Origin of the sequence: Streptomyces sp. NPDC046915 (assembly GCF_040644935.1) — a bacterium.
In the GTDB taxonomy this organism is placed as follows: domain Bacteria; phylum Actinomycetota; class Actinomycetes; order Streptomycetales; family Streptomycetaceae; genus Streptomyces.
Genome location: NZ_JBEYXB010000017.1, coordinates 76,314 through 97,255, shown reverse-complemented (window position 1 = coordinate 97,255; position 20,942 = coordinate 76,314). Strand labels below are relative to the sequence as shown.

Genomic DNA, 20,942 nt, shown 5'->3' with positions numbered 1-20,942 from the left:
CATGTACCAGCAGATGATCTTCGTGAACCTGCCCGTGAACGACCTGGACGCCTCGAAGAAGTTCTTCACGGAGCTGGGCTACACGATCAACCCGCAGTTCAGCGACGAGAACGCGGCCTCCGTCGTGATCAGCGACACCATCGTGGCGATGCTCCTCACCAAGCCGTTCTACGCGACCTTCACCGACAAGGAGATCGCCGACGCGGCCAAGACCAGCGAGGTGCTGGTGTGTCTGAGCGCCGAGAGCCGCGAGAAGGTCGACGAGCTGGTGGAGAAGGCGGTCGCGGCGGGCGGCACGGCCGGCCGGACCCAGGACCACGGCTTCATGTACGGCCGGGGCTTCGACGACCTCGACGGCCACACCTGGGAGATCACGTGGATGGACCCGGCGGCGATCCAGGGCTGAGCCGCCGAACCCGGACCGGGATGCGAACGGCTGTGCCAGCATGGGCGGGTGCATCCGACACCCGCCCAGCCCAACCGTGCCGCCCACGACCACGAGATAGAGTCGCTCGTCGAGTTCGACGAGGTGGTCGCCGAACACGGCACGCTCGCCCGGTTCCGTGTCCAGGCAGTCGATCTGACGGCCCGTACGGACGTCCTGCTCTCCGTGGACGCCTCGGGAGCCGTCTTCCTCGGCTGCCCGATGGATCCCGAGGCCGCCGCCCGGGTGCGGGCCGCCGGCGCGCTGGTGTTCCCGCCCGTGCCGGGCCTGCCCTTCGACCCGTACCGTGGCTTCGTCTACACGCCGGACGAGTTGTTCGAGTCCCTCGACGAGGGATACGAGGCCACGCCGGACGCGCGGGCCTACGACTGGTTCCAGCGGACGAAGTCCGACGGCGACGTCTACTCGTCCATGCTGCGCGCGATCCACGACGACGCCGTCTCCGACGCGCTCGACGAACTCCTCGCCGGCACACGGGTGGTGGGCGTCATGGGCGGCCACGCCATGGAGCGCGGCACCGAGGCGTACGCCGGTGCCGCCCGTCTGGGCCGCGAACTGGCCCGCGCCGGGCTCACGGTGGCGACCGGCGGCGGTCCGGGGGCCATGGAGGCGGCCAACCTCGGTGCGTACTCCGCCCCGTTCGAGGACCGGATGCTCGGGGAGGCGCTGCGACTCCTCGCCAAGGCCCCCTCGTTCCGGCCGTCCGTCTCCGACTGGGCGCACGCCGCCTTCGAGGTGCGCGACCGCTGGCCCGACGGTGGTGCGTCGGTGGGCATCCCGACCTGGTTCTACGGTCACGAGCCGCCGAACGCCTTCGCCGCGCACATCGCGAAGTACTTCGCCAACGCCACCCGCGAGGACGGCCTGCTGGCCCGCTCCACCGCGGGCGTGGTGTTCCTGCCGGGCGCCGCCGGGACCGTACAGGAGGTCTTCGACAACGCGACCCCGAACTACTACGAGTCGCGGGGCGAGCCCACGCCGATGGTGCTCGTGGACCGGGCGCACTGGACGGAACGGCTCCCGGTGTGGCCGCTGTTGCAGGCGCTCGCGCGGGGGCGGTCGATGGAGTCCCGAATCGCCCTTGTTGACCGGATCGAGGAGGCGCCCGAGGCATTGAAACGTATCGTTGGTTAATAAGCTGGTAAAGTCAACGCACGTGCTCCGCTTGCGCATTGACACTCCTTACGGAGCACTTATAGACCTGTGAGCCTCTTGGGGTTGATGATGCCTCACCTCTTCGTCATGTCATCTCCCCTTCAGCCCCCCGCAGTTATGCACTCTGTAATGGACAAACGTGTCCAAAACTCGCCGCAACGCACGCCGTTCCGTGCGTGTCCTGGGTGTCGCCTCCGCTTCCGCCGCGCTGGCGCTGGGTGTCGCGGGCACCGCGTTCGCCTGCGAAATAGGTGACTTCTCCGCCGAGGCCACGTGCGACGGCGGTAAGGGCGTCATCGTCGTCACCGACAAGGACGCCGCAGGCACCCCTGCCATCATCACCGTGTTCCTGGAGAACAACGGTGCCGATGTGAAGCAGATCGGCAAGCCGCAGAACATCAAGGGATCCAGCACGGGCACCACGGTCACCTTCGCGGAGGACTGGAAGCCCAACGCGACGTACCGCGTCCACGTCAAGGCCGGCAAGAAGGTCGACGCGGACATCTCGCCCAACCTGACCACTCCCTCCACGGCCTGCCAGACCAAGGAGCCCGAGACCCCCAAGGCGCCCGCCACGGAGACCTCGAAGCCGTCGCAGTCCGCCTCGGCGTCGGCCTCGGCCCCGGCCGAGTCCGCGACCCCGTCCGCGTCCGCGTCGGAGTCGGCTCCGCAGGGCACCAGCACCGCCCCGGCGGGCACCTCGAACAACGAGCCGTCCCCGGCGGCCGGTGACTCGAACCTCGCCGAGACCGGTGCGAACTCCAACACCGGTCTGATCGCGGGCATCGCGGCCGCCCTGGTCGTCGTCGGCGGTGGCGCGGTGTTCTACGGCATGCGCCGTCGCGGGGCGGGCAGCGGTCGCTGACGCCTCACTCCTCGTGCACCACCGTGGCCCGCTCCCCCGTCCGGGGGGCGGGCCACTGCCGTCCCCCGGCGGGCGGCCGCTCCTCGAGTACGACGATCTCGGCCGCGTCGAACTCCACGCCGACCTCCCCACCGACCTCCGGCGCCTCCCTGAGCGCGCACGCCGCCTCCAGACGCGGGGCGTCCTCGGGCTGGAGATGGACGGCGACATGCGTGCCCCTGAACGTACGGGCGGTCACCGTGCAGCGCAGACCCTCGCCGGCCGGGACGAGCCGCACACCGGCGGGCCGGACGAGCACCGTACGGGCACCCTGTGGCGCGCCCGCGGGCACCGGCAGCTTGCCCCACGGCGTGTCCGCGGCCTCCCCGGCGACCGTCGCGCCGGCCACGTTGTCGAAGCCGAGGAAGCGGGCCACGAACTCGTCGGCCGGCCGCTGCCACACCTCCAGCGGAACACCGGACTGGGCGATCCGCCCGTCCCGCATCACCACCACCCGGTCGGCCAGCGCGAACGCCTCGCCCTGGTCGTGCGTCACGGCGAGCACGGTGGTCCCCAACCGGCCGAACAGCTCCCGCAGTTCCACCACCAGCCGCTCCCGCAGCGACCGGTCGAGCTGCCCGAGCGGCTCGTCCAGCATCAGCAGCCGGGGCCGGGGAGCGAGCGCCCGGGCCAGCGCCACGCGCTGCTGCTCCCCGCCGGACAGCCCGGCGATCGCCCGGCCGGCGGCGCCCGGCAGGCCCACCAGGTCCAGCAACTCCCGTACCTGGGCCTCCTGCCGGCCCTTCGCCGCCCCCTGCATGCGCAGCCCGAAGGCCACGTTGCCGCCCACGTCCCGCTGCGGGAAGAGCTGGTGGTCCTGGAACATCAGCCCCACCCCGCGCCGGTGCGCGGGCACGCCCTTCTGGTCGCGTCCGTCGAGCACCACCCGCCCGGAGTCCAGCGGTTGCAGCCCGGCCACCGCCCTCAGCAGCGTCGACTTGCCGCTGCCGCTGGGCCCGAGCACGCACACGATCTCGTGTTCGTCGACCGACAGGTCCACGGCGTCGAGCACCGCCCGCCCGCCGAAGCGCACGGTCGCGGCCTCAAGGCTCAGCAGCATCAGAACTCCCCCGTCCGGTCGGTGCGCAGCCGCTCCAGAACGAGCAGGGAGGCCGCGCACACCACCATCAGAATCGTGGAAAGGGCCATCGCCTGCCCGTAGTTGAGTTCGCCCGGCCGGCCGAGGAGCCGGGCCACCGCGACGGGCAGCGTCGGGTTGTCGGGCCGCGCGATGAACACGGTCGCCCCGAACTCCCCCAGCGACACCGCGAAGGCGAACCCGGCCGCGATCAGCAGCGCCCGCCGCACCATCGGCAGGTCGACCTCCCGCCACACCCGCCAGGGCGAGGCCCCGAGCACGGCCGCCGCCTCCCTGAGCCGCCCGTCCACGGCCCGCAGCACGGGCAGCATGGTCCGTACGACGAACGGCACGCCGACCAGCGCCTGCGCGAGCGGCACCAGGATCCAGGACTGCCGGAGGTCCAGCGGCGGCTTGTCGAGCGCGATCAGGAACCCGAAGCCGACGGTCACCGCGGACACGCCGAGCGGCAGCATCAGCAGCGCGTCGAAACCGCGCACGATCCGGCCCGCGTCCCGGCGGGCGAGCGCGGCGGCGGCCAGACCGCCGACAGCCAGGGCGATGGCGGTCGCGGCGACGGCGTACTGGAGGGAATTGGTGATCGCGTTGATCGGCGCCACCAGGAACATGCCGCCGCCGTCGTCGGTCAGCGCCCGGTAGTAACCGAAGCCCGGCGCGTCCAGCGAGCGCGACACCAGCACGGCGAGGGGCAGCACCAACAGCAGGGCGACGGTGGCGAGGACACCCGCCAGCAGCGCCCACTGACCCGCGCCGCGCGGCCGACGGGCGGTCACGGCGGCGTCCACCAGCCGCAGCGCGGTCTCCCGGCGCCGTACCGTCCAGGCGTGCACGGCGAGGATCACGCCGACCGCGAGGAACTGGACCAGGGTGAGGACGGCGGCCGTGGCCAGGTCGAAGACTTCGGAGGTCTGCCGGTAGATCTCCACCTCGACGGTGGAGAAGGTGGGCCCGCCGAGGATCTGGACCACGCCGAAGGAGGTGAAGGTGAACAGGAACACCATCAGGGCGGCGGCGGCCACCGCGGGTGCGAGGGCGGGCAGCGTCACCTTCCGCCAGGCGCGCAGCGCGGACGCCCCCAGCATCCGGGCGGCCTCCTCCTGACGCGGGTCGAGTTGTGCCCACAGTCCGCCGACCGTCCGTACGACGACCGCGTAGTTGAAGAAGACGTGCGCCAGCAGGATCGCCCACACGGTGGTGTCCAGCCGCACGCCCCACAGTTCGTCCAGCAGCCCGCCGCGCCCGACCAGCGCGAGGAAGGCGGTGCCGACGACGACGGTCGGCAGCACGAACGGAACCGTGACGACGGCCCGCAGCACCTGCTTGCCGGGGAAGTCCAGGCGGGCGAAGGCGTAGGCGGCGGGCAGCGCGATCAGCAGGGTGAGCGCGGTGGAGGCCAGCGCCTGCCAGGTGGTGAACCACAGCACGTGCCCGATGTCCGGCTGGGTGACGACGTCCGCCATCCGCCAGAACTGCCAGACGCCGTCCACCTTCAGCCCGCGGGCCACGATCGCGGCCACCGGCCAGGCGAAGAACACCGCGAAGAACGCGACGGGCAGGGCCATGAGGCCGAGCCGCGCCGCGGTTCCCCGCCTGATACCCCGCCTGGGCGTGGCTACTTCAGTACCAGCGACGTCCACGACTTGACCCACTGGTCGCGATGGGCGGCGATCTTCTCGGGGGCCATGGTCTCGGGGGACTTGGCCTGCGGGCCGTACTTCACGAAGTCCGGCGGCACCTGGGCGGCCTCGCGCACCGGGTAGACGAACATGTTGAGCGGCATGTCGTCCTGGAACTCCTTGGTGAGCAGGAAGTCGAGGAACGCCTTGCCGCCCTTGGTGTTCCCCGCGTTGCTCAGCAGCCCCGCGTACTCGGTCTGCCGGAAGCAGGTGCCGTACGACACCCCGGTCGGGGCGGTGCTGGGCCGCTTCTTGGCGAAGATCACCTCGGCGGGCGGGGAGGAGGCGTACGACACCACGAGCGGCCGGTCGCCGCCGGCCTTCCTGCCCTCGGAGGAGCCGGAGAACTCCTGGTAGTAGGCCTGCTCCCAGCCGTCGACGACCTTGACGCCGTTGGCCTTCAGCTTCTTCCAGTAGTCCTGCCAGTCGCCGTCCCCGTACTTCGCGGCGCTGCCGAGCAGGAAGCCGAGGCCGGGTGAGGAGGTGGCCGCGTTCTCGGTGACGAGGAGGTTCTTGTACTCGGGCTTGGCGAGGTCGGCGAACGACTGCGGCGGTGTGAGCTTGTGCTCGCTGAAGTACGCCTTGTCGTAGTTGACGCAGATGTCGCCGGTGTCGACGGGCGTGACCCGGTGCTTGTCCTGGTCGACGCGGTACTGGGGCAGGATCAGGTCGGAGCCCTTGGGCTCGTACGACTGGAACAGCCCCTTGTCGAGGGCCCGCGACAACAGGGTGTTGTCCACGCCGAAGAAGACGTCGCCCTGCGGGTTGTCCTTGGTCAGGATCGCCTTGTTGACGGCCTGGCCCGCGTCGCCGTCCTTCAGGACCCGGAGCTTGTACCCGGACTGCTTCTCGAAGTCCTTCCGCACGTTCTTCGACACGGCCCACGAGTCGTGGCTGACGAGGGTGACGGTCCTGGAGTCCGCCGAACCCTTCCCGTTCGACGCCCCACACCCCGTCAGAACGGGCAGCGCCACGAGACCGAGCCCTACGGCCACGGCCACGAAGGTCTTGTTGTGCACTGGATTCCTCCTGGGGTTGACCAGGAAGAGACGCGGCCCTGCCCGGGACCCGCGGAGGAATCCGCCGGTGCCCGGGCAGGGCGCAACAGCTCGAGTGATGACCGAACTCCCTACCCAGAATGACCTGGGCGAGGTTCAGAGGGTCTGCGGCCCGGTTGCCGCACTCTCAGCGCTGTGGCGCTCCCCTGTCGGAATATGAAGATGTACTTGACGCCCACAGACTACCGCTCGGTGGCCGCCAGCTGACCACAGGCTCCGTCGATCTCCTGCCCACGGGTGTCCCGGATGGTGACGGGCACTCCGTGCGCGGCGATGGCCTCCACGAAGGCCTTCTCGTCCTCCGGCCGCGACGCGGTCCACTTGGAACCCGGCGTCGGGTTCAGCGGAATCAGATTGACGTGCACGGGCCTGCCCTTGAGCAGCCGCCCGAGCCGGTCACCGCGCCAGGCCTGGTCGTTGATGTCCCGGATCAGCGCGTACTCGATGGACAGCCGCCGGCCGGACCTGGCGCTGTACTCGAAGCCGGCGTCCAGCACCTCGCGCACCTTCCAGCGCGTGTTCACGGGTACGAGGGTGTCGCGCAGCTCGTCGTCCGGCGCGTGCAGCGAGATCGCGAGCCGGCACTTGAAGCCCTCGTCGGAGAACCGGTGGATCGCCGGGACGAGCCCGACGGTGGAGACGGTGATGCCGCGCTGCGACAGCCCGAGCCCGTCCGGCTCGGGATCGGTGAGCGCCCGGATGGCACCCACCACGCGCTTGTAGTTGGCGAGCGGCTCGCCCATCCCCATGAAGACGATGTTGGACAGCCGCGCCGGTCCGCCGGGCACCTCTCCGTCCCTGAGCGCCCGCATCCCGTCCACGATCTGATGGACGATCTCGGCGGTGGACAGATTCCGGTCGAGCCCCGCCTGCCCGGTCGCGCAGAACGGGCAGTTCATCCCGCAGCCCGCCTGCGAGCTGATGCACATGGTGACCCGGTCCGGGTACCGCATCAGCACCGACTCGACGAGCGTCCCGTCGAACAGCCGCCACAGCGTCTTGCGGGTGGTCCCCTGGTCGGTCGACAGATGCCGCACCACCGTCATCAGCTCCGGCAGCAGCGCCTCCCGCAGCCTGTCGCGCGAACCGGCGGGGATGTCGGTCCACTGCTCCGGGTCGTGCGCGTACCGCGCGAAGTAGTGCTGCGAGAGCTGCTTGGCGCGGAACGGCTTCTCCCCGATCTCGGCCACCGCCTCCTTGCGCTCGGCAGGCGTGAGATCAGCGAGATGCCGCGGCGGCTTCTTGGCTCCGCGCGGCGCGACGAAAATGAGTTCTCCGGGCTTAGGCATGGCCTTACCAGTGTCGCAGATCGACTTGGGTGGCCCGGGACGAGTGGTGGGGCGGTCAGGCCGGGCCTGTTCCCAGAGTGTCGCGGAGTTCTGCGATGTCGCGTTCCAGGTCGCGGTACTGGTCGCTGACCCTGCGGTCCTGGGTGGGGATCACCCGGCCCTCGTCCAGGGCGGTGAGCCGGTCGCCGAGGGCGGCGAGGGTCGCCTGGCGGCCGAACCAGCCGGGGGCGCCCTGGGTCGCGTCCAGTTCCTTCTGGGCCGCGCGGAAGGCGGCGTGGACGCGTTCGCGCAGGGGGATCAGGTCCTCGCGCAGGCGGTGGGTCTTCTCCCGCAGCTCCAGCATCGACTCGATGAGGCCCGCGAACGACTCCCCGATCTCCGCCATGCCCTGGGCGTGCGCCACGAGTTCCTCGAGTGCCGGCATGATCTCGTCGAGGTCGTTCTCGTCCTTGCCGACGAGCAGCGCCCGCGTGTCGCCGTACTCCTCGGACATCCGGTCGATGTCCCCGAGGATCCGCGCGGCCACATCGGTCTGCTGCCGGATCGCGTCGACGGGCATCCCGTCGCGGTGGCCGAGCAGTGCGGCGATCTCCGCGAGCTCCTGCGCCAGCTGCTCCCGCATGTCCAGCAGCGCCTGGTGCGTCTCGTCGGCGGAGTCGATCGTGGACCTCAGACTCCCGGCGAGCGCCTCGACCGCGTCGGCCGCCTCCTGCTCCCGCTTGGCACGCCTACGTCCCCACACACGCCTCACCCCTCCCGGACACGGATCACGGCGGAATGATCATATGTTCGGAAGGGGTGGTTGCGGGATCCTCGGACGCGATCGCCGGTACGGACGGTGCAGAAGCGACGGTCAGCCGGATCCCACGAAGATCACCAGAAGAAGCCACACCACCGGAGCCGTCGGCAGCAGCGAGTCCAGGCGGTCCATGATGCCGCCATGACCGGGGAGCAGCGTGCCCATGTCCTTGATGCCCAGGTCGCGCTTGATCATGGACTCGCCGAGGTCGCCGAGGGTGGCGCTGACCGCGACCGCCAAGCCCAGCAGGAGGCCCTGCCACCAGGCGCCGTCGTCGATCAGGAACTGCATGCACAGCGCGCCCGCGACCATGGCGAACAGCACCGCGCCGAGCAGGCCCTCGCGGGTCTTGCCCGGGCTGATGCGCGGGGCGAGCTTGTGCTTGCCGAAGCGCCAGCCGACGGCGTACGCCCCGGTGTCGCTGACGACCGTCAGGAGGAGGAAGGTCAGCACGCGCCACGGGCCGTCGCCGGCGGTGAGCATCATCGCGACGAACGTGGCCAGGAACGGGACGTAGAAGGCCGCGAAGACGCCCGCCGTGACGTCCTTGAGGTAACCCTCCGGTGGTTCGGTCATCCGCCAGACCAGTGCCGCCAGCGCGGTCAGCGCCATCGCCACCCAGGCGCCCTCGGCACCCCGGACGTACCCGGCGACGACCATCGCCGCACCGCCGACGGCCAGCGGGACCAGGGGCGCCTTGATGCCCTTGCGCTCCTGAAGCCTGCTGGTCAGCTCCCACAGGCCGACGACGACGGCGACCGCCACGACGCCGACGAACACGGCCTTGACGATGAACAGGGACGCGACGATCACCACGCCGAGCCCGACGCCCACCCCTATGGCCGAGCTCAGGTCCCGGCCCGCACTCTTCTTCTGCGGCGCGGGGGCCGGCTGCGGGGCGTCGGGCATGGGCTCCGGATTCTGCGGCGCCGCCCCGTCGGGCGACGTCCGCGGCATGTCATACGGCCCGTAGGACTGGGCCTGCGGCTCGTCGCGGAACAAGGGGCCGCTCAGCCGAGCGGCCCCCCGGTCGTCGTCCTGGTGTCCGCCACGAGGGCCATGAACGGGTACGTCGGGCACGGCCGGCATGGGGCGAGTCTGCTGCGCGTCATGCGCATCGTACGCGGGGCCCGCCGGGGCAGCCCCCCGGACCGGTCCCTGGTCGGTGGGCCCCCAGTACCCGGCCTGTGACCCGGCTTGTGACCCGGCTTGTGGCGGAGCGCCCCAGGAAGAGTCGTTCATCAGACCTCGAGCAGTTCCGCTTCCTTGTGCTTGAGGAGCTCGTCCACCTGGGCCACGTACTTCGCGGTGGTGTCGTCGAGTTCCTTCTCCGCACGGCGGCCCTCGTCCTCGCCGACCTCGCCGTCCTTGATCAGCTTGTCGAGGGCGTCCTTGGCCTTGCGGCGCACCGAGCGGATCGACACCCGGGCGTCCTCCGCCTTGCCCTTGGCGACCTTGATGTAGTCGCGGCGGCGCTCCTCGGTGAGCTCGGGGAACACCACGCGGATGATGTTGCCGTCGTTGCTCGGGTTGACGCCCAGGTCGGAGTCGCGGATCGCCTGCTCGATGTTGCGCAGCGCGCTCTTGTCGAACGGGGTCACGACGGCCATGCGCGGCTCCGGTACGGAGAACGAAGCCAGCTGGTTGATCGGCGTCAGCGCGCCGTAGTAGTCGGCCACGATCTTGTTGAACATGGCGGGGTGCGCACGGCCGGTGCGGATCGCGGCGAAGTCCTCCTTGGCGACCACGACGGCCTTCTCCATCTTCTCCTCGGCCTCGAGGAGGGTCTCTTCGATCACCACTTGCTCCTGCGTGTCTTGAGTAGGCCCGGCTGCGGTTCCTTGGCGGTGGCGGCGGCCGGCTGCGTCGCGTCTTCTTCCTGCACGGTTCCCGACCGGCAGGACATTGTCCATCCCCCGGCCAGGTCCCGGGGTGGTCCGGTCAGGCCCGGCTGCCCTGATCACCCACGAGCGTGCCGATCTTCTCACCCTTGACGGCTCGTGCGATATTCCCCTCGGCCAGAAGCTCGAACACGAGGATCGGCAGCTTGTTGTCACGGCACAGGGTGATCGCGGTGGCGTCGGCGACCTTGAGGTCGCGGGTGATGACCTCGCCGTAGCCGAGGGCGTCGAACTTGACGGCGTCGGGGTTGGTCTTGGGGTCGGAGTCGTAGACCCCGTCCACGCCGTTCTTGCCCATGAGCAGCGCCTCGGCGTCGATCTCCAGGGCGCGCTGGGCGGCGGTGGTGTCGGTGGAGAAGTACGGCATGCCCATACCGGCGCCGAAGATGACCACGCGGCCCTTCTCCAGGTGGCGCACGGCGCGCAGCGGGATGTACGGCTCGGCGACCTGGCCCATGGTGATGGCGGTCTGGACCCGGCTGTCGATGCCCTCCTTCTCCAGGAAGTCCTGGAGGGCGAGGCAGTTCATCACGGTGCCGAGCATGCCCATGTAGTCGGAGCGGGCGCGGTCCATGCCGCGCTGCTGGAGTTCGGCGCCGCGGAAGAAGTTGCCGCCGCCGATGACGACCGCGACCTCCGCGCCGTCGCGCACGACGGCCGCGATCTCGCGGGCGATCTTGTGCACTACGTCGGGGTCGACGCCCAGGCCCCCGCCACCGGAGAAGGCCTCTCCGGACAGCTTCAGCAGAAACCGGCCGCGCACTTTGCCGTCGTCGCTCTTCTGGGCCTTGGTGGTCATGGGGATCCCGCCTCTGTTACGTGGTGCACATACGAAGAAGGCCACTGCCGGTTGGGGTCGCTTTTCGCTCCCATGCGCGGCAATGGCCTCCTCGTCAGATCTGCTGCCGTCCGCCACGTGCCTGGGTGTGGCGGTGTGCGCGGACGACTGCTGTCGACCCTATCGAGAATTCCCCGAGGATTTCTCCGTGGGCCGCGCGTCGATCGCGGACGGACTCAGATGCCGACCTTGATGCGCGAGAAGCGCTTCAGGGTGACACCGGCCTCGTCCAGAATCTTCTGGACGGACTTCTTGTTGTCCAGCGCATACGGCTGGCCGAGCAGCGTGGCGTCCTTGAAGAAGCCGTTCAGGCGACCGTCGACGATCTTGGCGATCGCGGCCTCGGGCTTGCCCTCGGCGCGGGTGGTCTCCTCGGCGATGCGACGCTCGGACTCGACGATGTCGGCCGGCACGTCCTCCTTGGCGAGGTACTTCGGCGCGAAGGCGGCGATGTGCTGGGCGATGCCCTTGGCGACCTCGGCGTTCGGCTTGTCGAGCTCGACGAGGACACCGATCTGCGGGGGCAGGTCGGGCATCGTGCGGTGCATGTAGGCGGTGACGTAACCGTCGGAGAACTGCGCGAAGCGGTCCAGGACGATCTTCTCGCCGAGGTTGGCGTTGGCCTCGTCCACGAACGCCTGGACGGTCTTTCCGGCCTCGATCTCGGAGGCGAGCAGGGCCTCGAGGTCGGCCGGGGAGGTCTTGGCGACGTGCTCGGCGATGGCCGTGGCCACGGCCTGGAACTTGTCGCCCTTGGCGACGAAGTCCGTCTCGCACTTCAGCTCGACCAGGACACCGGAGGAGTTGTCGTCGGCGATGATGGAGACCACGGCGCCGTTCTCGGCGGAGCGGCCCTCACGCTTGGCGACGCCCTTCTGGCCCTTGATGCGGAGCGCCTCGACGGCCTTCTCGACGCTGCCCTCGGCCTCGTCCAGCGCCTTCTTGCAGTCCATCATGCCGGCGCCGGTGAGCTCACGGAGCTTCTTGACGTCGGCGGCGGTGTAGTTCGCCATGAGTCTGTGAGTCTTTCTCGAAGTCTTGGGAGATCGGAGATTGGCACGGTCTGCGGGTCCACATGTAGTCATGGATCGCGGACACCGTGCCGACCTACGGGTGAACAGCGGGGGCGGACTTCACCGCGCCGGAGGGGCTGTCGGATGCAGTGCCGCCCCCGCCGTCAACACGGTTGTCAGGCCTGCTCGCCCTCGGCGGCCGGGGCCTCGGCGGCGGGCGCCTCGGCAGCGGGAGCCTCAGCGGCCGGAGCCTCGGCAGCGGGAGCCTCGGCAGCGGGAGCCTCAGCGGCCGGAGCCTCGGCAGCGGGCGCCTCGGCGGCGGCCGGGGCCTCCTCGGCCTTCTTCTCGCCCTCGAGCAGGTCGCGCTCCCACTCGGCCAGCGGCTCGCCGGCGGCCTTCTCGCCCTTGTCACCGGTGGCGACGCGCGAGCGGCTGATGAGGCCCTCGGCGACGGCGTCGGCGATCACACGGGTGAGCAGGGTGACGGAGCGGATCGCGTCGTCGTTGCCCGGGATCTTGTAGTCGACCTCGTCGGGGTCGCAGTTGGTGTCGAGGATGGCGACGACCGGGATGTTCAGCTTCCGGGCCTCGCCGACCGCGATGTGCTCCTTCTTGGTGTCCACGATCCAGACGGCGCTGGGCACCTTCTGCATCTCGCGGATACCACCGAGGGTCTTCTCCAGCTTGGCCTTCTCGCGCGAGAGCACGAGAAGCTCCTTCTTGGTCAGACCGGAAGCGGCGACGTCCTCGAAGTCGATCTGCTCGAGCTCCTTGAGGCGCTGCAGACGCTTGTAGACGGTGGAGAAGTTGGTGAGCATGCCGCCCAGCCAGCGCTGGTTGACGTAGGGCATGCCGACGCGGGTGGCCTGCTCGGCGATGGCCTCCTGCGCCTGCTTCTTCGTGCCGACGAACATGACCGTGCCGCCGTGGGCGACGGTCTCCTTGACGAACTCGTAGGCGCGGTCGATGTACGACAGCGACTGGAGCAGGTCGATGATGTAGATGCCGTTGCGCTCGGTGAAGATGAAGCGCTTCATCTTCGGGTTCCAACGACGGGTCTGGTGACCGAAGTGGACGCCGCTCTCCAGCAGCTCCCGCATCGTGACGACGGCCATGGCCGTATCTCCTTGAATTTCTCGGTTGTGCCGCGGATGCCGGACGGCTCCCGCGCCTGACGCCCACGACGCGCCGTTGCCACATGAGGACCGAGGGGCGCTGATACGAACGGACCGTCGCCGGCCGCGCCTCGTATCGGGGCGTGCGAAGTCGACCCGGTGACCCGGATCGCCACAAGAATTGTACGGGACCGGCGAGGCGCCGGGTGACGCCGCTGTCCACAACCGGTGAGTTGTCCACACGTCCCGGCCATGACCGCGGGGGTGCGGGACGGTTTGCCGCATGCGAGCGAAACGATGTGCGGGGGTGCGGCTGCTCCTCGCGCCGGCCCTGACGGTGACCGTCCTGACGCCCCTGGCCTGGGCCGACTCCCCGGCTCCCCCGGTCCCTGCGGCCCCGCGGGCGCGGGTGCCGGCGATCGGCCGGGCCTGGCCGGTGGGCACCCGCCCGGCGGTGGTGCGCGGCTGGGAACCTCCGGCGACGGTGTACGGCCGCGGCCACCGGGGCGTGGACCTGGCGGCCCCCGCCGCGGCTCCGGTACGGGCCGTGGCGGCGGGCCGGGTGTCCTTCGCCGGGCGGGTGGCGGGCAGGGGTGTGGTGTCCGTGGAGCTGACCGGCACCGGCCTGCGGACGACGTACGAGCCGGTGACGCCCTCGGTGGAGAAGGGGGACGAGGTGGCTGCGGGCGAGGTGGTGGGCAGCACGGAGGCGACGGGCGGTCACTGCGCGGGCGGCTGCCTGCACTGGGGCCTGCTCAGCGGCGACACCTATCTGAACCCGCTGTCACTGCTCCCCCCGTGGCTGCTGCGCGGGGGCCCGTCGAGACTGCTGCCGGTACTGGGCGTACCGCTGCCGGCGTAGCCGCGGCGAGCCGTGCCCACCCCCACGGCGACCTCGGCCGCCCTCAGCCCCGTACACCCCGCAGCGCCATCCCCACCGCGGCGTCCGTGATCGCCTCGGGGTCCTCCGCCGCGCCGAGCTCGATCCGCCGCACCGCCACGTCCACGACGCCCTGGAGCAACATCGCCGCCAGCCGGGGCTGCGCATGCCCCATCTCGCCCAGCGCCTCGACGATCATCGCGACGAGCCCGCCGTGCGCCGCCCGGATCTTCTCCCGCGCCCCCGCGTCCAGCTCGCTCGCCGAGATCGCCACGACGGCCCGGTGCCGCCGGTCCCCCACCAGGGCCAGCTGCCGGCGCACATACGCCTCGACCTTGCCCTCGGGTGTCTCCGCCCGCTCCATCGCCGCCGCCACCTCGGCCGCCCACACCGGGAAGTCGGCCTCGCACAGCTCCTCGACCACGGCGGCCCGCGAACGGAAGTACTCGTACACGGACGACCGCGCCAGCCCCGTCCGCTCGGCGAGGGCCGGGAAGGTCAGCGCCTCCGTCCCGCCCTCGGACAGCAGGGACCGTGCCGCGTCCAGCAGGGCGGCTCGCTGCATCGACCGGTGCTCGGCCACGGAGGCCGCTCGAATCCTTGGCACGCCGACCACTCTACGGACGCGCCACGGCGAACGGGAGGCGGCTCAGCGCCCAAAGCTCGCCAGCTTCGCCCGCAGCTGTAGTACCGACTTGGTGTGGATCTGGCTGACCCGGCTCTCGGTGACCCCGAGCACATTGCCGATCTCGGCGAGTGTGAGTCCCTCGTAGTAGTACAGCGTGACCACGGTCTTCTCCCGCTCGGGCAGCGTGTTGATCGCCCGCGCCAGGAACCGTCTGAGCTCCCGGTCCTCGGCCACCTCCACCGGATTGTCGGCGTCGGTGTCCTCCAGCGTGTCCATCAGGGTGAGCCGCTCGCCGCCCTCGCCCCCGGCGTGCAGCATCTCCTCCAGCGCCACCACGTTGGCCAGCGACAACTGGCTGAAGACCGCGTGGAGTTCGTCCACCTCGATGCCCAGCTCGGCGGCCACCTCCGGCTCGGTGGGGGTGCGTCTGAGCCGTGCCTCCAGCGTGGCGTAGGCCCGCTCGACGTTCCGCGCCTTCTGCCGCACCGACCGGGGGATCCAGTCCAGCGCGCGCAGTTCGTCGATCATGGCGCCGCGGATCCGGGTGATCGCGTACGTCTCGAACTTGATCTCCCGGTCGATGTCGAACTTCTCGATGGCGTCGATGAGCCCGAAGACCCCCGAGGACACGAAGTCGGCCTGCTCCACATTGGGCGGCAGACCCACGCTCACCCGCCCCGCCACGTATTTCACCAGCGGCGAGTAGTGCAGGATCAGCTGCTCCCGCAGCCGCTCGTCCCCCGTCGCCTTGTAGGACCGCCACAGCTCGTCGAGTGTCGAGGGAGCGGGCGGCCGCACGCTGCCACCGTCGCGGGCGGCTGGGGGGATCGCCGCCCGGTCGGACCCGGAGGTGTGCTGGGGCATTCGTCGCCTTGTGTCGTTCTGCCGTGAAGTGCCGTGAAGTGCCGCTACCGAGCGGAGTGTGCCGAAGAGGGACTGAGTGGGTGAGGTGCCGGTCTGATGTCGAGTTGCAGTGGTCTGCGTCGAGGTCTTCGTGAGCGTAGCGTGACTGAGGTGTCGCGGTGCGCGAACAGTGAGCCTCACCCCCTGCGGGGACACCCGCTGCGGCACCTCCCGGCGCACCGTATACATCGCTCTGGGTGACCGGAGGGGCGTGCCAACTCCGAGAAAACCCAAGGGTGTCGGGGGTTCCCCCGGACGGGCGAACACACTCGGTCAACATCGGGTGGGACCGTCCTCGACCGGGAACATCGCCTGGCGTGTCAACTTCCAGCCGTCGCCGTGTCGTTCGACGTAACCAAGTGCTCGGAGTTCGTACAGCCTGGCGATCGCCTCGTCCCGCGTGGTCTGCGCGCCGCACGCGATCTCGCCGGGCGGGGCCGGCCGGTCCGCAGGCAGGGCGGCGAGGACCCGCCGGGCACCGGGCTCCAGCAGGTCGCGCGGGAGGACCGGGCCGCGCCGCGCGGGGGCCAGCTCGCCGATGTCCCCGACCAGCTCGACGACCTCCGCCGCGTCGGTGACGAGCGCCGCCTCCCCGCGCAGCAGCTCGTGCACCCCCGCCGAGAGGGCGCTGGTGACGGGTCCGGGCACGCCCATGGTGAGCCGCCCCAGCCGCTGCGCCGCCCGCGCGGTGGCCAGGGCGCCGCTGCGGTGGGCGGCCTCCACGACCACGGTGCCCCTGGTCAGCGCCGCGATCACCCGGTTGCGCAGGATGAACCGGCTCGGGGTCGGGTGATCACCGGGCGGTAGTTCGCCGATCACGAGGCCCTGTTCCGCGATCCTGCTGATCAGCTGGGTGTGTCCGCGCGGGTAGGGGCGGTCGACGCCGCAGGCCAGGACGGCGACGGTGGCACCGCCCGCGCCGAGCGCGCCCCGGTGGGCGGCGCCGTCGACGCCGTACGCGCCGCCGGAGACCACCACCCAGCCGCGCTCGGCGAGCCCCGCGGAGAGCGCGGCCGCCGCGTGGGCGCCGTACTCGGTGCAGGCCCGGGCGCCCACGACGGCGACCGATCTGAGCGCCCACATCCGCAGGCCGGCCGGACCGCGCACCCACAGCCCCAGGGGCCGGGCGTCCCCGAGGTCGTCGAGCTGGGCCGGCCACTCGGCGTCCCCCGGGCACACGAACCGCACCCCGGCCGCCCGCGCGACCTCCAGGTCCCGCTCGGGCCCGGCCCGCCCGGCGCGGGCCCGCAGCCCCGCCCAGCGCGTGCCGCTCACCCCCGGCAGCGGCTCGCCGCCCTCCCGCAGGCGCCGGGCCACCTCCCGCACCCCGTGCTCCCGGACCCAGCGCCCGCCGGTCTCGTCGCCGGGTTCGAGGACCCGGGTGAGGAAGACCCGGCACAGCCGTGCGCCGTACGGATCGTCCGGCGGGGTCACGCGGGCGCCCCGATGGCCATCGGCACGCCCCGGGGCACGCCGGTGCGCAGTTGCAGGGCCAGGGCGACGTCCGCGGCGTCGGGCCGGTCGTGGCCGGCGAGGTCCGCCACCGTCCAGGCGACCCGCAGCACACGGTCGATCCCGCGGGCGGTCAGCACGCCCCGCTCCAGGTTCCGCTCCGCCTCGTCCATCGCGCCGCTCGCCGCCTGCCAGCGGCTGCGCAGTTCCCTGCCCGGGACCTCGCTGTTGGTCCGCCACGGGGTTCCGGCCAGGCGTGCGGCTGTCCGTTCCCTGGCCGCCCGGACCCGGCCGGCGACCGTGGCCGTGGACTCGCCGCGCGCGCCGGGCTCGGTGAGCTCGGCCCGGGTGACGGGGTCGACCTCGACCCGCAGGTCGACCCGGTCGAGCAGGGGGCCGGAGAGCCGGGACTGGTAGCGGCGGATCGCCGAGGGCGGGCATTCGCACAGCGTGTCGCGCTGCGAGAAGCGTCCGCAGGGGCACGGGTTGGCCGCGAGCACCATCAGGAACCTCGCCGGGAACCGCACCACGCCGGCGCTGCGCGCGATCACGACGTGCCCGGATTCGAGGGGCTGCCGCAGCGCGTCGAGGGTGTGGCTGTGGAACTCGGGCGCCTCGTCGAGGAAGAGCACTCCCCGGTGGGCGAGCGAGACGGCGCCGGGCCTGGCGATGCCCGGACCGCCGCCGACGAGGGACTGCATGGTGGCCGAGTGGTGCGGGGCGCAGTAGGGGGCGACGTCGATGAGGGGCTTGCCCGGCGGCAGAAGTCCGGCCACCGAGTGCACTGCCGTCACCTCCAGCGAGTCCTGCCGGCAGAGCCGGGGCAGGACGGCGGGCAGCCGTTCGGCGAGCATGGTCTTGCCCGCGCCGGGGGGCCCTTCCAGGAACAGGTGGTGTCCGCCGGCCGCGGCGACCTCCACCGCCGTGCGCGCCGAGGTCTGGCCCACGACGTCGGCGAGGTCGTGGTCGAGTTCGTGCTGGGCGGCGCCGATGCTGTGCATGCCGGTGGCCGCTCCCGTGCCGGGCACGCGCAGGCCGGCCAGGAGCGGGTCGGGGCGTCCCGGCTCCTCCGGTTCCTCCTCGGGTACGGGTTCTTCCGCCAGGACGGCGATCAGCTGCCGCAGGCTGCGGATGCCGAGCACCGAGACACCGGGCACCAGGGCGGCCTCGGCGGCGGCGCACTCCGGGACGACCACCTGCTCGTACCCGGCGTCGGCCGCGGCCAGCACGGCGGGCAGGATGCCCCGGACCGGGCGGACGCGGCCGTCCAGCCCCAGTTCCCCGATCATCACGATGTCGGCGAGGACCCGGGGGTCGATCCGCTCGGCGGCGCCGAGCACGGCACAGGCGACGGCCAGGTCGAAGCCGCTGCCGGCCTTGGGCACCGAGGCCGGGCTGAGGCCCACCGTGAGTTTCTTCTGCGGCCATTCGCCGCCCGAGTTCACGACCGCCGCCCGTACCCGGTCCCGGCTCTCCGTCAGGCTCTTGTCGGGCAGGCCCACCAGGGTGAACGCCGCGACGCCCGGTTCCAGGTCGGCCTGGACCTCGACCACGACCCCCTCGACGCCCACCAGCGCCACGGAGCACGTACGTGCGAATCCCATGTCAGGCCACCCCCCGTACGTGCTCGACCACGGGTGCGCCGCGGTCGGGGAGGAGCACGCCGACGAGGTCGATGCGGACGCCTCCCGGTGGGGCGCCCCCGTGTTCCTGCGTCCAGCGTTCCGCCAGGGCGCGCAGTCGCTCCGCCTTGGCCGGCGTGACCGCGGCCATGGGGTGCTCGAAGGCGCCGTTCCGGCGGGTCTTCACCTCGCAGACCACCAGGACGTCGCCGTCCCGGGCCACGATGTCGATCTCACCCGTCCTGCCGCAGCGCCAGTTGCGCTCCAGGACGGTCATTCCGGACTCGCCCAGCCGCCGTGCGGCCAGGTCCTCGCCGTACTTGCCCAGCGCACTGCGTTGCGCACTGCGTTGCGTACCGCGTTGTGCGTTGCGTGGTTGCGCGTCTCGTGTCTTCATGTCGGCACCACCTCCGGCGCCAACGATGAGGGCAGATCAGCGAGCTATTGGATCTTGGTGGACGAATCCGTGACTGTGGACAACTCCGTCACCCGCCCGGGAGCTCCAGGTCGCTCTTGTTGAGCTCCTCGATGTTCACGTCCTTGAACGTGAGCACGCGGACCTGCTTCACGAAGCGGGCCGGCCGGTACATGTCCCAGACCCACGCATCCGCCATGGACACTTCGAAGAAAACCTCACCCTGGACCGAGTGCACCTGCATCTCGTAGTCGTTGGTGAGATAGAAGCGCCGCTCGGTCTCGATCACGTATTTGAACAGACCGACGACATCTCGGTACTCCCGGTAGAGCTTGAGCTCCATCTCGGTCTCGTACTTTTCGAGGTCCTCGGCGCTCATGGCATGTTCCCCTTCAGCCGTGCGATCCCACCATTGTGCGCCAGTCCCGCGGGCCCCTAGACGATTTCCGGGTCAAGGGTCACGGGCCTGGCAGGGGGACCCTCGTCGAGCAACCTGCCAAGGAGCTCGGCGAGTCTGGTCGGATACACCGTCTCATGTGCCCGGGTCAGTTCCCGGCACGTCCACCAGCGTGCTCCCGCGACGCTGCGCCGCTCCAGTTCGGTCAGGGCCGTCGCCCGGGTCGCGGTCTGGGTCGTACGGGCGAGGTAGTACCACTCGTCCTGGTCCCAGCGGCGGCCGGCGAACGGGAAGGAGCACATGCGCCGCCACAGCACCGGGCCGAGTTCGACCTCGGTGATGCCGGTCTCCTCGGCGAGTTCCCTGAGCGCGGCCTCTTCGCGCGTCTCGGCGCCCTCCAGTCCGCCGCCGGGGGTGAACCACCAGTCGTCGGCCGGGTCGTCCGGCTCGTGGCCGTGCAGCAGCAGGATGCGGTCGTCGGGGTCGAGCAGGACCACTCGGGCGACCTTGCGCAGCCCGCCGCCGGACGGGTCCGCGCCCGGCTCCGCGATCTCAGCCGGCACCGACGGGCTCCGTACGGGGCCGGGAGCGGCCGCCGAGCCGCTTGGCGATCGGGCCGTAGGCGCCGCCGCCGAGGATGAGCACGGCGCCGCCACCGATCAGCAGGACCATCGTGCGCAGCGGGCCGGCCTGGGAGAGGGTACCGAGGGTCTCGAAGCCGGTCGGGCGCTTGAGCATGCCGTTCATGGGCCAGACGACGGCGTCGACGCGGGCGGAGACTGCGCTGCGGGCGACCGTGCCGCCGGCGGCGTCGGTGAGGTGGGCGGTGGAGTCCAGGGAGCCCTGGCGCTCGTCACCGAGCAGGAAGAGCCGGCCCTCGGGCACGGTCACCGTCGGGATCTTCTTGGTCTCGGCCAGGCTGCCCTTGGGCAGGTACGGCTCGTCGATCTGCTTGCCGTTGACGGTCAGCTTGCCGTCGGTGCAGCAGGAGACGGTGTCACCGCCGACCGCGACCACGCGCTTGACCACGTTCGCGTTGGTCACCCAGCTCTTGTCACGGAAGACCACGACATCGCCGCGGCGCACCTCACCGCCGTCGACGCGCTGGGCGAGCACGCGGTCGCCCGCCGCGATCGTCGGCGACATCGAACCGGTGGGCACCGTGTACGGCCGGTAGACCACCGCTGCCCAAGCGAATCCTCCGAGGAACAGCACCAGGCCCAGTGCCACGGCCACTCCGGACAGCCGCTGTCCGAGCCGGCTGCCCACCTGTGCCGCTCCTGTGCTCCCGCCGCTGCGCGGGACCGTACGCGTCGTGCTCTCGCCACCCATGGACCCGCACCCTACCCGGCG

21 protein-coding genes, 1 pseudogene and 1 riboswitch are annotated in these 20,942 nt (G+C 71.1%); of the genes and pseudogenes, 4 read left to right on the top strand and 18 right to left on the bottom strand.

Annotated features, from left to right (window positions below; translation table 11 throughout):
* Window position 1 precedes the first annotated feature (1 nt).
* The 3 genes from ABZ915_RS35305 (at window position 2) to ABZ915_RS35295 (ending at window position 2,465) form a co-directional block, all read left to right on the top strand.
* Window positions 2–406 carry a VOC family protein gene (locus ABZ915_RS35305; RefSeq protein WP_361811794.1) on the top strand — a complete coding sequence of 135 codons (405 nt, stop codon included), beginning with the start codon at window positions 2–4 and terminating at the stop codon, window positions 404–406.
* Window positions 407–454: 48 nt separating this feature from the next.
* A complete protein-coding gene (locus ABZ915_RS35300) occupies window positions 455–1,579 on the top strand; it encodes a Rossmann fold nucleotide-binding protein (protein WP_361811791.1) in 1,125 nt (374 codons plus the stop codon).
* Between the two features lie 160 nt (window positions 1,580–1,739).
* Window positions 1,740–2,465: an LAETG motif-containing sortase-dependent surface protein gene (locus ABZ915_RS35295; protein ID WP_361811789.1), complete on the top strand. Its 726-nt coding sequence runs from the start codon at window positions 1,740–1,742 to the stop codon at window positions 2,463–2,465.
* Between the two features lie 85 nt (window positions 2,466–2,550).
* On the opposite strand, the pseudogene ABZ915_RS35290 reads toward ABZ915_RS35295, so the two are convergent.
* From ABZ915_RS35290 to rpsB, 10 genes and pseudogenes are all read right to left on the bottom strand, one after another.
* Window positions 2,551–3,564, bottom strand: a pseudogene (locus ABZ915_RS35290) (ABC transporter ATP-binding protein); the annotation flags it as partial.
* On the bottom strand, window positions 3,564–5,165 hold the full coding sequence (locus ABZ915_RS35285) for an iron ABC transporter permease (RefSeq protein ID WP_361811786.1): 1,602 nt from the start codon (window positions 5,163–5,165) through the stop codon (window positions 3,564–3,566). The gene ABZ915_RS35285 and the pseudogene ABZ915_RS35290, both read right to left, overlap by 1 nt.
* Before the next feature lie 50 nt (window positions 5,166–5,215).
* Window positions 5,216–6,298: a thiamine ABC transporter substrate-binding protein gene (locus ABZ915_RS35280; RefSeq protein WP_361811784.1), complete on the bottom strand. Its 1,083-nt coding sequence runs from the start codon at window positions 6,296–6,298 to the stop codon at window positions 5,216–5,218.
* Window positions 6,299–6,387: 89 nt separating this feature from the next.
* Window positions 6,388–6,495: riboswitch (TPP riboswitch) on the bottom strand.
* 24 nt (window positions 6,496–6,519) lie between these two features.
* Window positions 6,520–7,626: a 23S rRNA (adenine(2503)-C(2))-methyltransferase RlmN gene (gene rlmN / locus ABZ915_RS35275; RefSeq protein WP_361811781.1), complete on the bottom strand. Its 1,107-nt coding sequence runs from the start codon at window positions 7,624–7,626 to the stop codon at window positions 6,520–6,522.
* 55 nt (window positions 7,627–7,681) lie between these two features.
* Entirely contained in the window at window positions 7,682–8,368 is a 687-nt protein-coding gene (locus tag ABZ915_RS35270; RefSeq protein WP_361811778.1) for a hypothetical protein, read from the bottom strand.
* A gap of 111 nt (window positions 8,369–8,479) precedes the next feature.
* Window positions 8,480–9,667 carry a phosphatidate cytidylyltransferase gene (locus tag ABZ915_RS35265; RefSeq protein WP_361811775.1) on the bottom strand — a complete coding sequence of 396 codons (1,188 nt, stop codon included), beginning with the start codon at window positions 9,665–9,667 and terminating at the stop codon, window positions 8,480–8,482.
* Window positions 9,667–10,224, bottom strand: a complete 558-nt coding sequence (gene frr / locus ABZ915_RS35260) for a ribosome recycling factor (RefSeq protein WP_361811772.1) — start codon at window positions 10,222–10,224, stop codon at window positions 9,667–9,669. Before frr ends, ABZ915_RS35265 begins: the two co-directional genes overlap by 1 nt.
* 142 nt (window positions 10,225–10,366) lie before the next feature.
* A complete protein-coding gene (gene pyrH, locus ABZ915_RS35255; RefSeq protein WP_116146707.1) occupies window positions 10,367–11,125 on the bottom strand; it encodes a UMP kinase in 759 nt (252 codons plus the stop codon).
* 215 nt (window positions 11,126–11,340) lie between these two features.
* Complete coding sequence (gene tsf / locus ABZ915_RS35250; protein ID WP_361811768.1) at window positions 11,341–12,177, bottom strand: translation elongation factor Ts; 837 nt, start codon at window positions 12,175–12,177, stop codon at window positions 11,341–11,343.
* A 176-nt stretch (window positions 12,178–12,353) separates the two neighbouring features.
* Window positions 12,354–13,292 (bottom strand): 30S ribosomal protein S2, encoded by a 939-nt coding sequence (gene rpsB, locus ABZ915_RS35245; RefSeq protein ID WP_361811765.1) that lies wholly within the window; start codon window positions 13,290–13,292, stop codon window positions 12,354–12,356.
* Between the two features lie 283 nt (window positions 13,293–13,575).
* On the opposite strand from rpsB, the gene ABZ915_RS35240 reads away from it, so the two are divergent.
* Complete coding sequence (locus tag ABZ915_RS35240) at window positions 13,576–14,154, top strand: peptidoglycan DD-metalloendopeptidase family protein (RefSeq protein ID WP_361811762.1); 579 nt, start codon at window positions 13,576–13,578, stop codon at window positions 14,152–14,154.
* A gap of 43 nt (window positions 14,155–14,197) precedes the next feature.
* Here the strand turns inward: ABZ915_RS35240 and ABZ915_RS35235 are convergent, their stop codons facing one another.
* From ABZ915_RS35235 to lepB, 8 genes are all read right to left on the bottom strand, one after another.
* Window positions 14,198–14,755, bottom strand: a complete 558-nt coding sequence (locus ABZ915_RS35235; protein ID WP_361812031.1) for a helix-turn-helix domain-containing protein — start codon at window positions 14,753–14,755, stop codon at window positions 14,198–14,200.
* Between the two features lie 66 nt (window positions 14,756–14,821).
* On the bottom strand, window positions 14,822–15,664 hold the full coding sequence (gene whiG / locus ABZ915_RS35230; RefSeq protein ID WP_132855968.1) for an RNA polymerase sigma factor WhiG: 843 nt from the start codon (window positions 15,662–15,664) through the stop codon (window positions 14,822–14,824).
* Between the two features lie 312 nt (window positions 15,665–15,976).
* Window positions 15,977–17,137: a DNA-processing protein DprA gene (gene dprA / locus ABZ915_RS35225; RefSeq protein WP_361811759.1), complete on the bottom strand. Its 1,161-nt coding sequence runs from the start codon at window positions 17,135–17,137 to the stop codon at window positions 15,977–15,979.
* Complete coding sequence (locus ABZ915_RS35220) at window positions 17,134–18,759, bottom strand: YifB family Mg chelatase-like AAA ATPase (RefSeq protein ID WP_361811756.1); 1,626 nt, start codon at window positions 18,757–18,759, stop codon at window positions 17,134–17,136. Before ABZ915_RS35220 ends, dprA begins: the two co-directional genes overlap by 4 nt.
* Window position 18,760: 1 nt before the next feature.
* A complete protein-coding gene (locus tag ABZ915_RS35215; RefSeq protein WP_361811753.1) occupies window positions 18,761–19,174 on the bottom strand; it encodes a YraN family protein in 414 nt (137 codons plus the stop codon).
* Between the two features lie 88 nt (window positions 19,175–19,262).
* Window positions 19,263–19,571: a DUF2469 domain-containing protein gene (locus tag ABZ915_RS35210; RefSeq protein ID WP_003965949.1), complete on the bottom strand. Its 309-nt coding sequence runs from the start codon at window positions 19,569–19,571 to the stop codon at window positions 19,263–19,265.
* Between the two features lie 56 nt (window positions 19,572–19,627).
* Window positions 19,628–20,152, bottom strand: coding sequence for an NUDIX hydrolase (locus ABZ915_RS35205; protein ID WP_361811750.1), 525 nt, complete (start codon window positions 20,150–20,152; stop codon window positions 19,628–19,630).
* A complete protein-coding gene (lepB, locus tag ABZ915_RS35200) occupies window positions 20,142–20,921 on the bottom strand; it encodes a signal peptidase I (RefSeq protein WP_361811747.1) in 780 nt (259 codons plus the stop codon). The genes ABZ915_RS35205 and lepB overlap by 11 nt, the downstream gene beginning before the upstream one ends.
* Window positions 20,922–20,942: the final 21 nt, after the last annotated feature.

Coding starts and splice junctions, on each gene's coding strand:
- ABZ915_RS35285 (WP_361811786.1), bottom strand. CDS start 5,165: ATGGCCCTGCCCGTCGCGTTCTTCGCGGTGTTCTTCGCCTGGCCGGTG.
- ABZ915_RS35210 (WP_003965949.1), bottom strand. CDS start 19,571: ATGAGCGCCGAGGACCTCGAAAAGTACGAGACCGAGATGGAGCTCAAG.
- tsf (WP_361811768.1), bottom strand. CDS start 12,177: ATGGCGAACTACACCGCCGCCGACGTCAAGAAGCTCCGTGAGCTCACC.
- rpsB (WP_361811765.1), bottom strand. CDS start 13,292: ATGGCCGTCGTCACGATGCGGGAGCTGCTGGAGAGCGGCGTCCACTTC.
- whiG (WP_132855968.1), bottom strand. CDS start 15,664: ATGCCCCAGCACACCTCCGGGTCCGACCGGGCGGCGATCCCCCCAGCC.
- ABZ915_RS35240 (WP_361811762.1), top strand. CDS start 13,576: ATGCGAGCGAAACGATGTGCGGGGGTGCGGCTGCTCCTCGCGCCGGCC.
- ABZ915_RS35265 (WP_361811775.1), bottom strand. CDS start 9,667: ATGAACGACTCTTCCTGGGGCGCTCCGCCACAAGCCGGGTCACAAGCC.
- lepB (WP_361811747.1), bottom strand. CDS start 20,921: ATGGGTGGCGAGAGCACGACGCGTACGGTCCCGCGCAGCGGCGGGAGC.
- ABZ915_RS35220 (WP_361811756.1), bottom strand. CDS start 18,759: ATGGGATTCGCACGTACGTGCTCCGTGGCGCTGGTGGGCGTCGAGGGG.
- rlmN (WP_361811781.1), bottom strand. CDS start 7,626: ATGCCTAAGCCCGGAGAACTCATTTTCGTCGCGCCGCGCGGAGCCAAG.
- pyrH (WP_116146707.1), bottom strand. CDS start 11,125: ATGACCACCAAGGCCCAGAAGAGCGACGACGGCAAAGTGCGCGGCCGG.
- ABZ915_RS35215 (WP_361811753.1), bottom strand. CDS start 19,174: ATGAAGACACGAGACGCGCAACCACGCAACGCACAACGCGGTACGCAA.
- ABZ915_RS35305 (WP_361811794.1), top strand. CDS start 2: ATGTACCAGCAGATGATCTTCGTGAACCTGCCCGTGAACGACCTGGAC.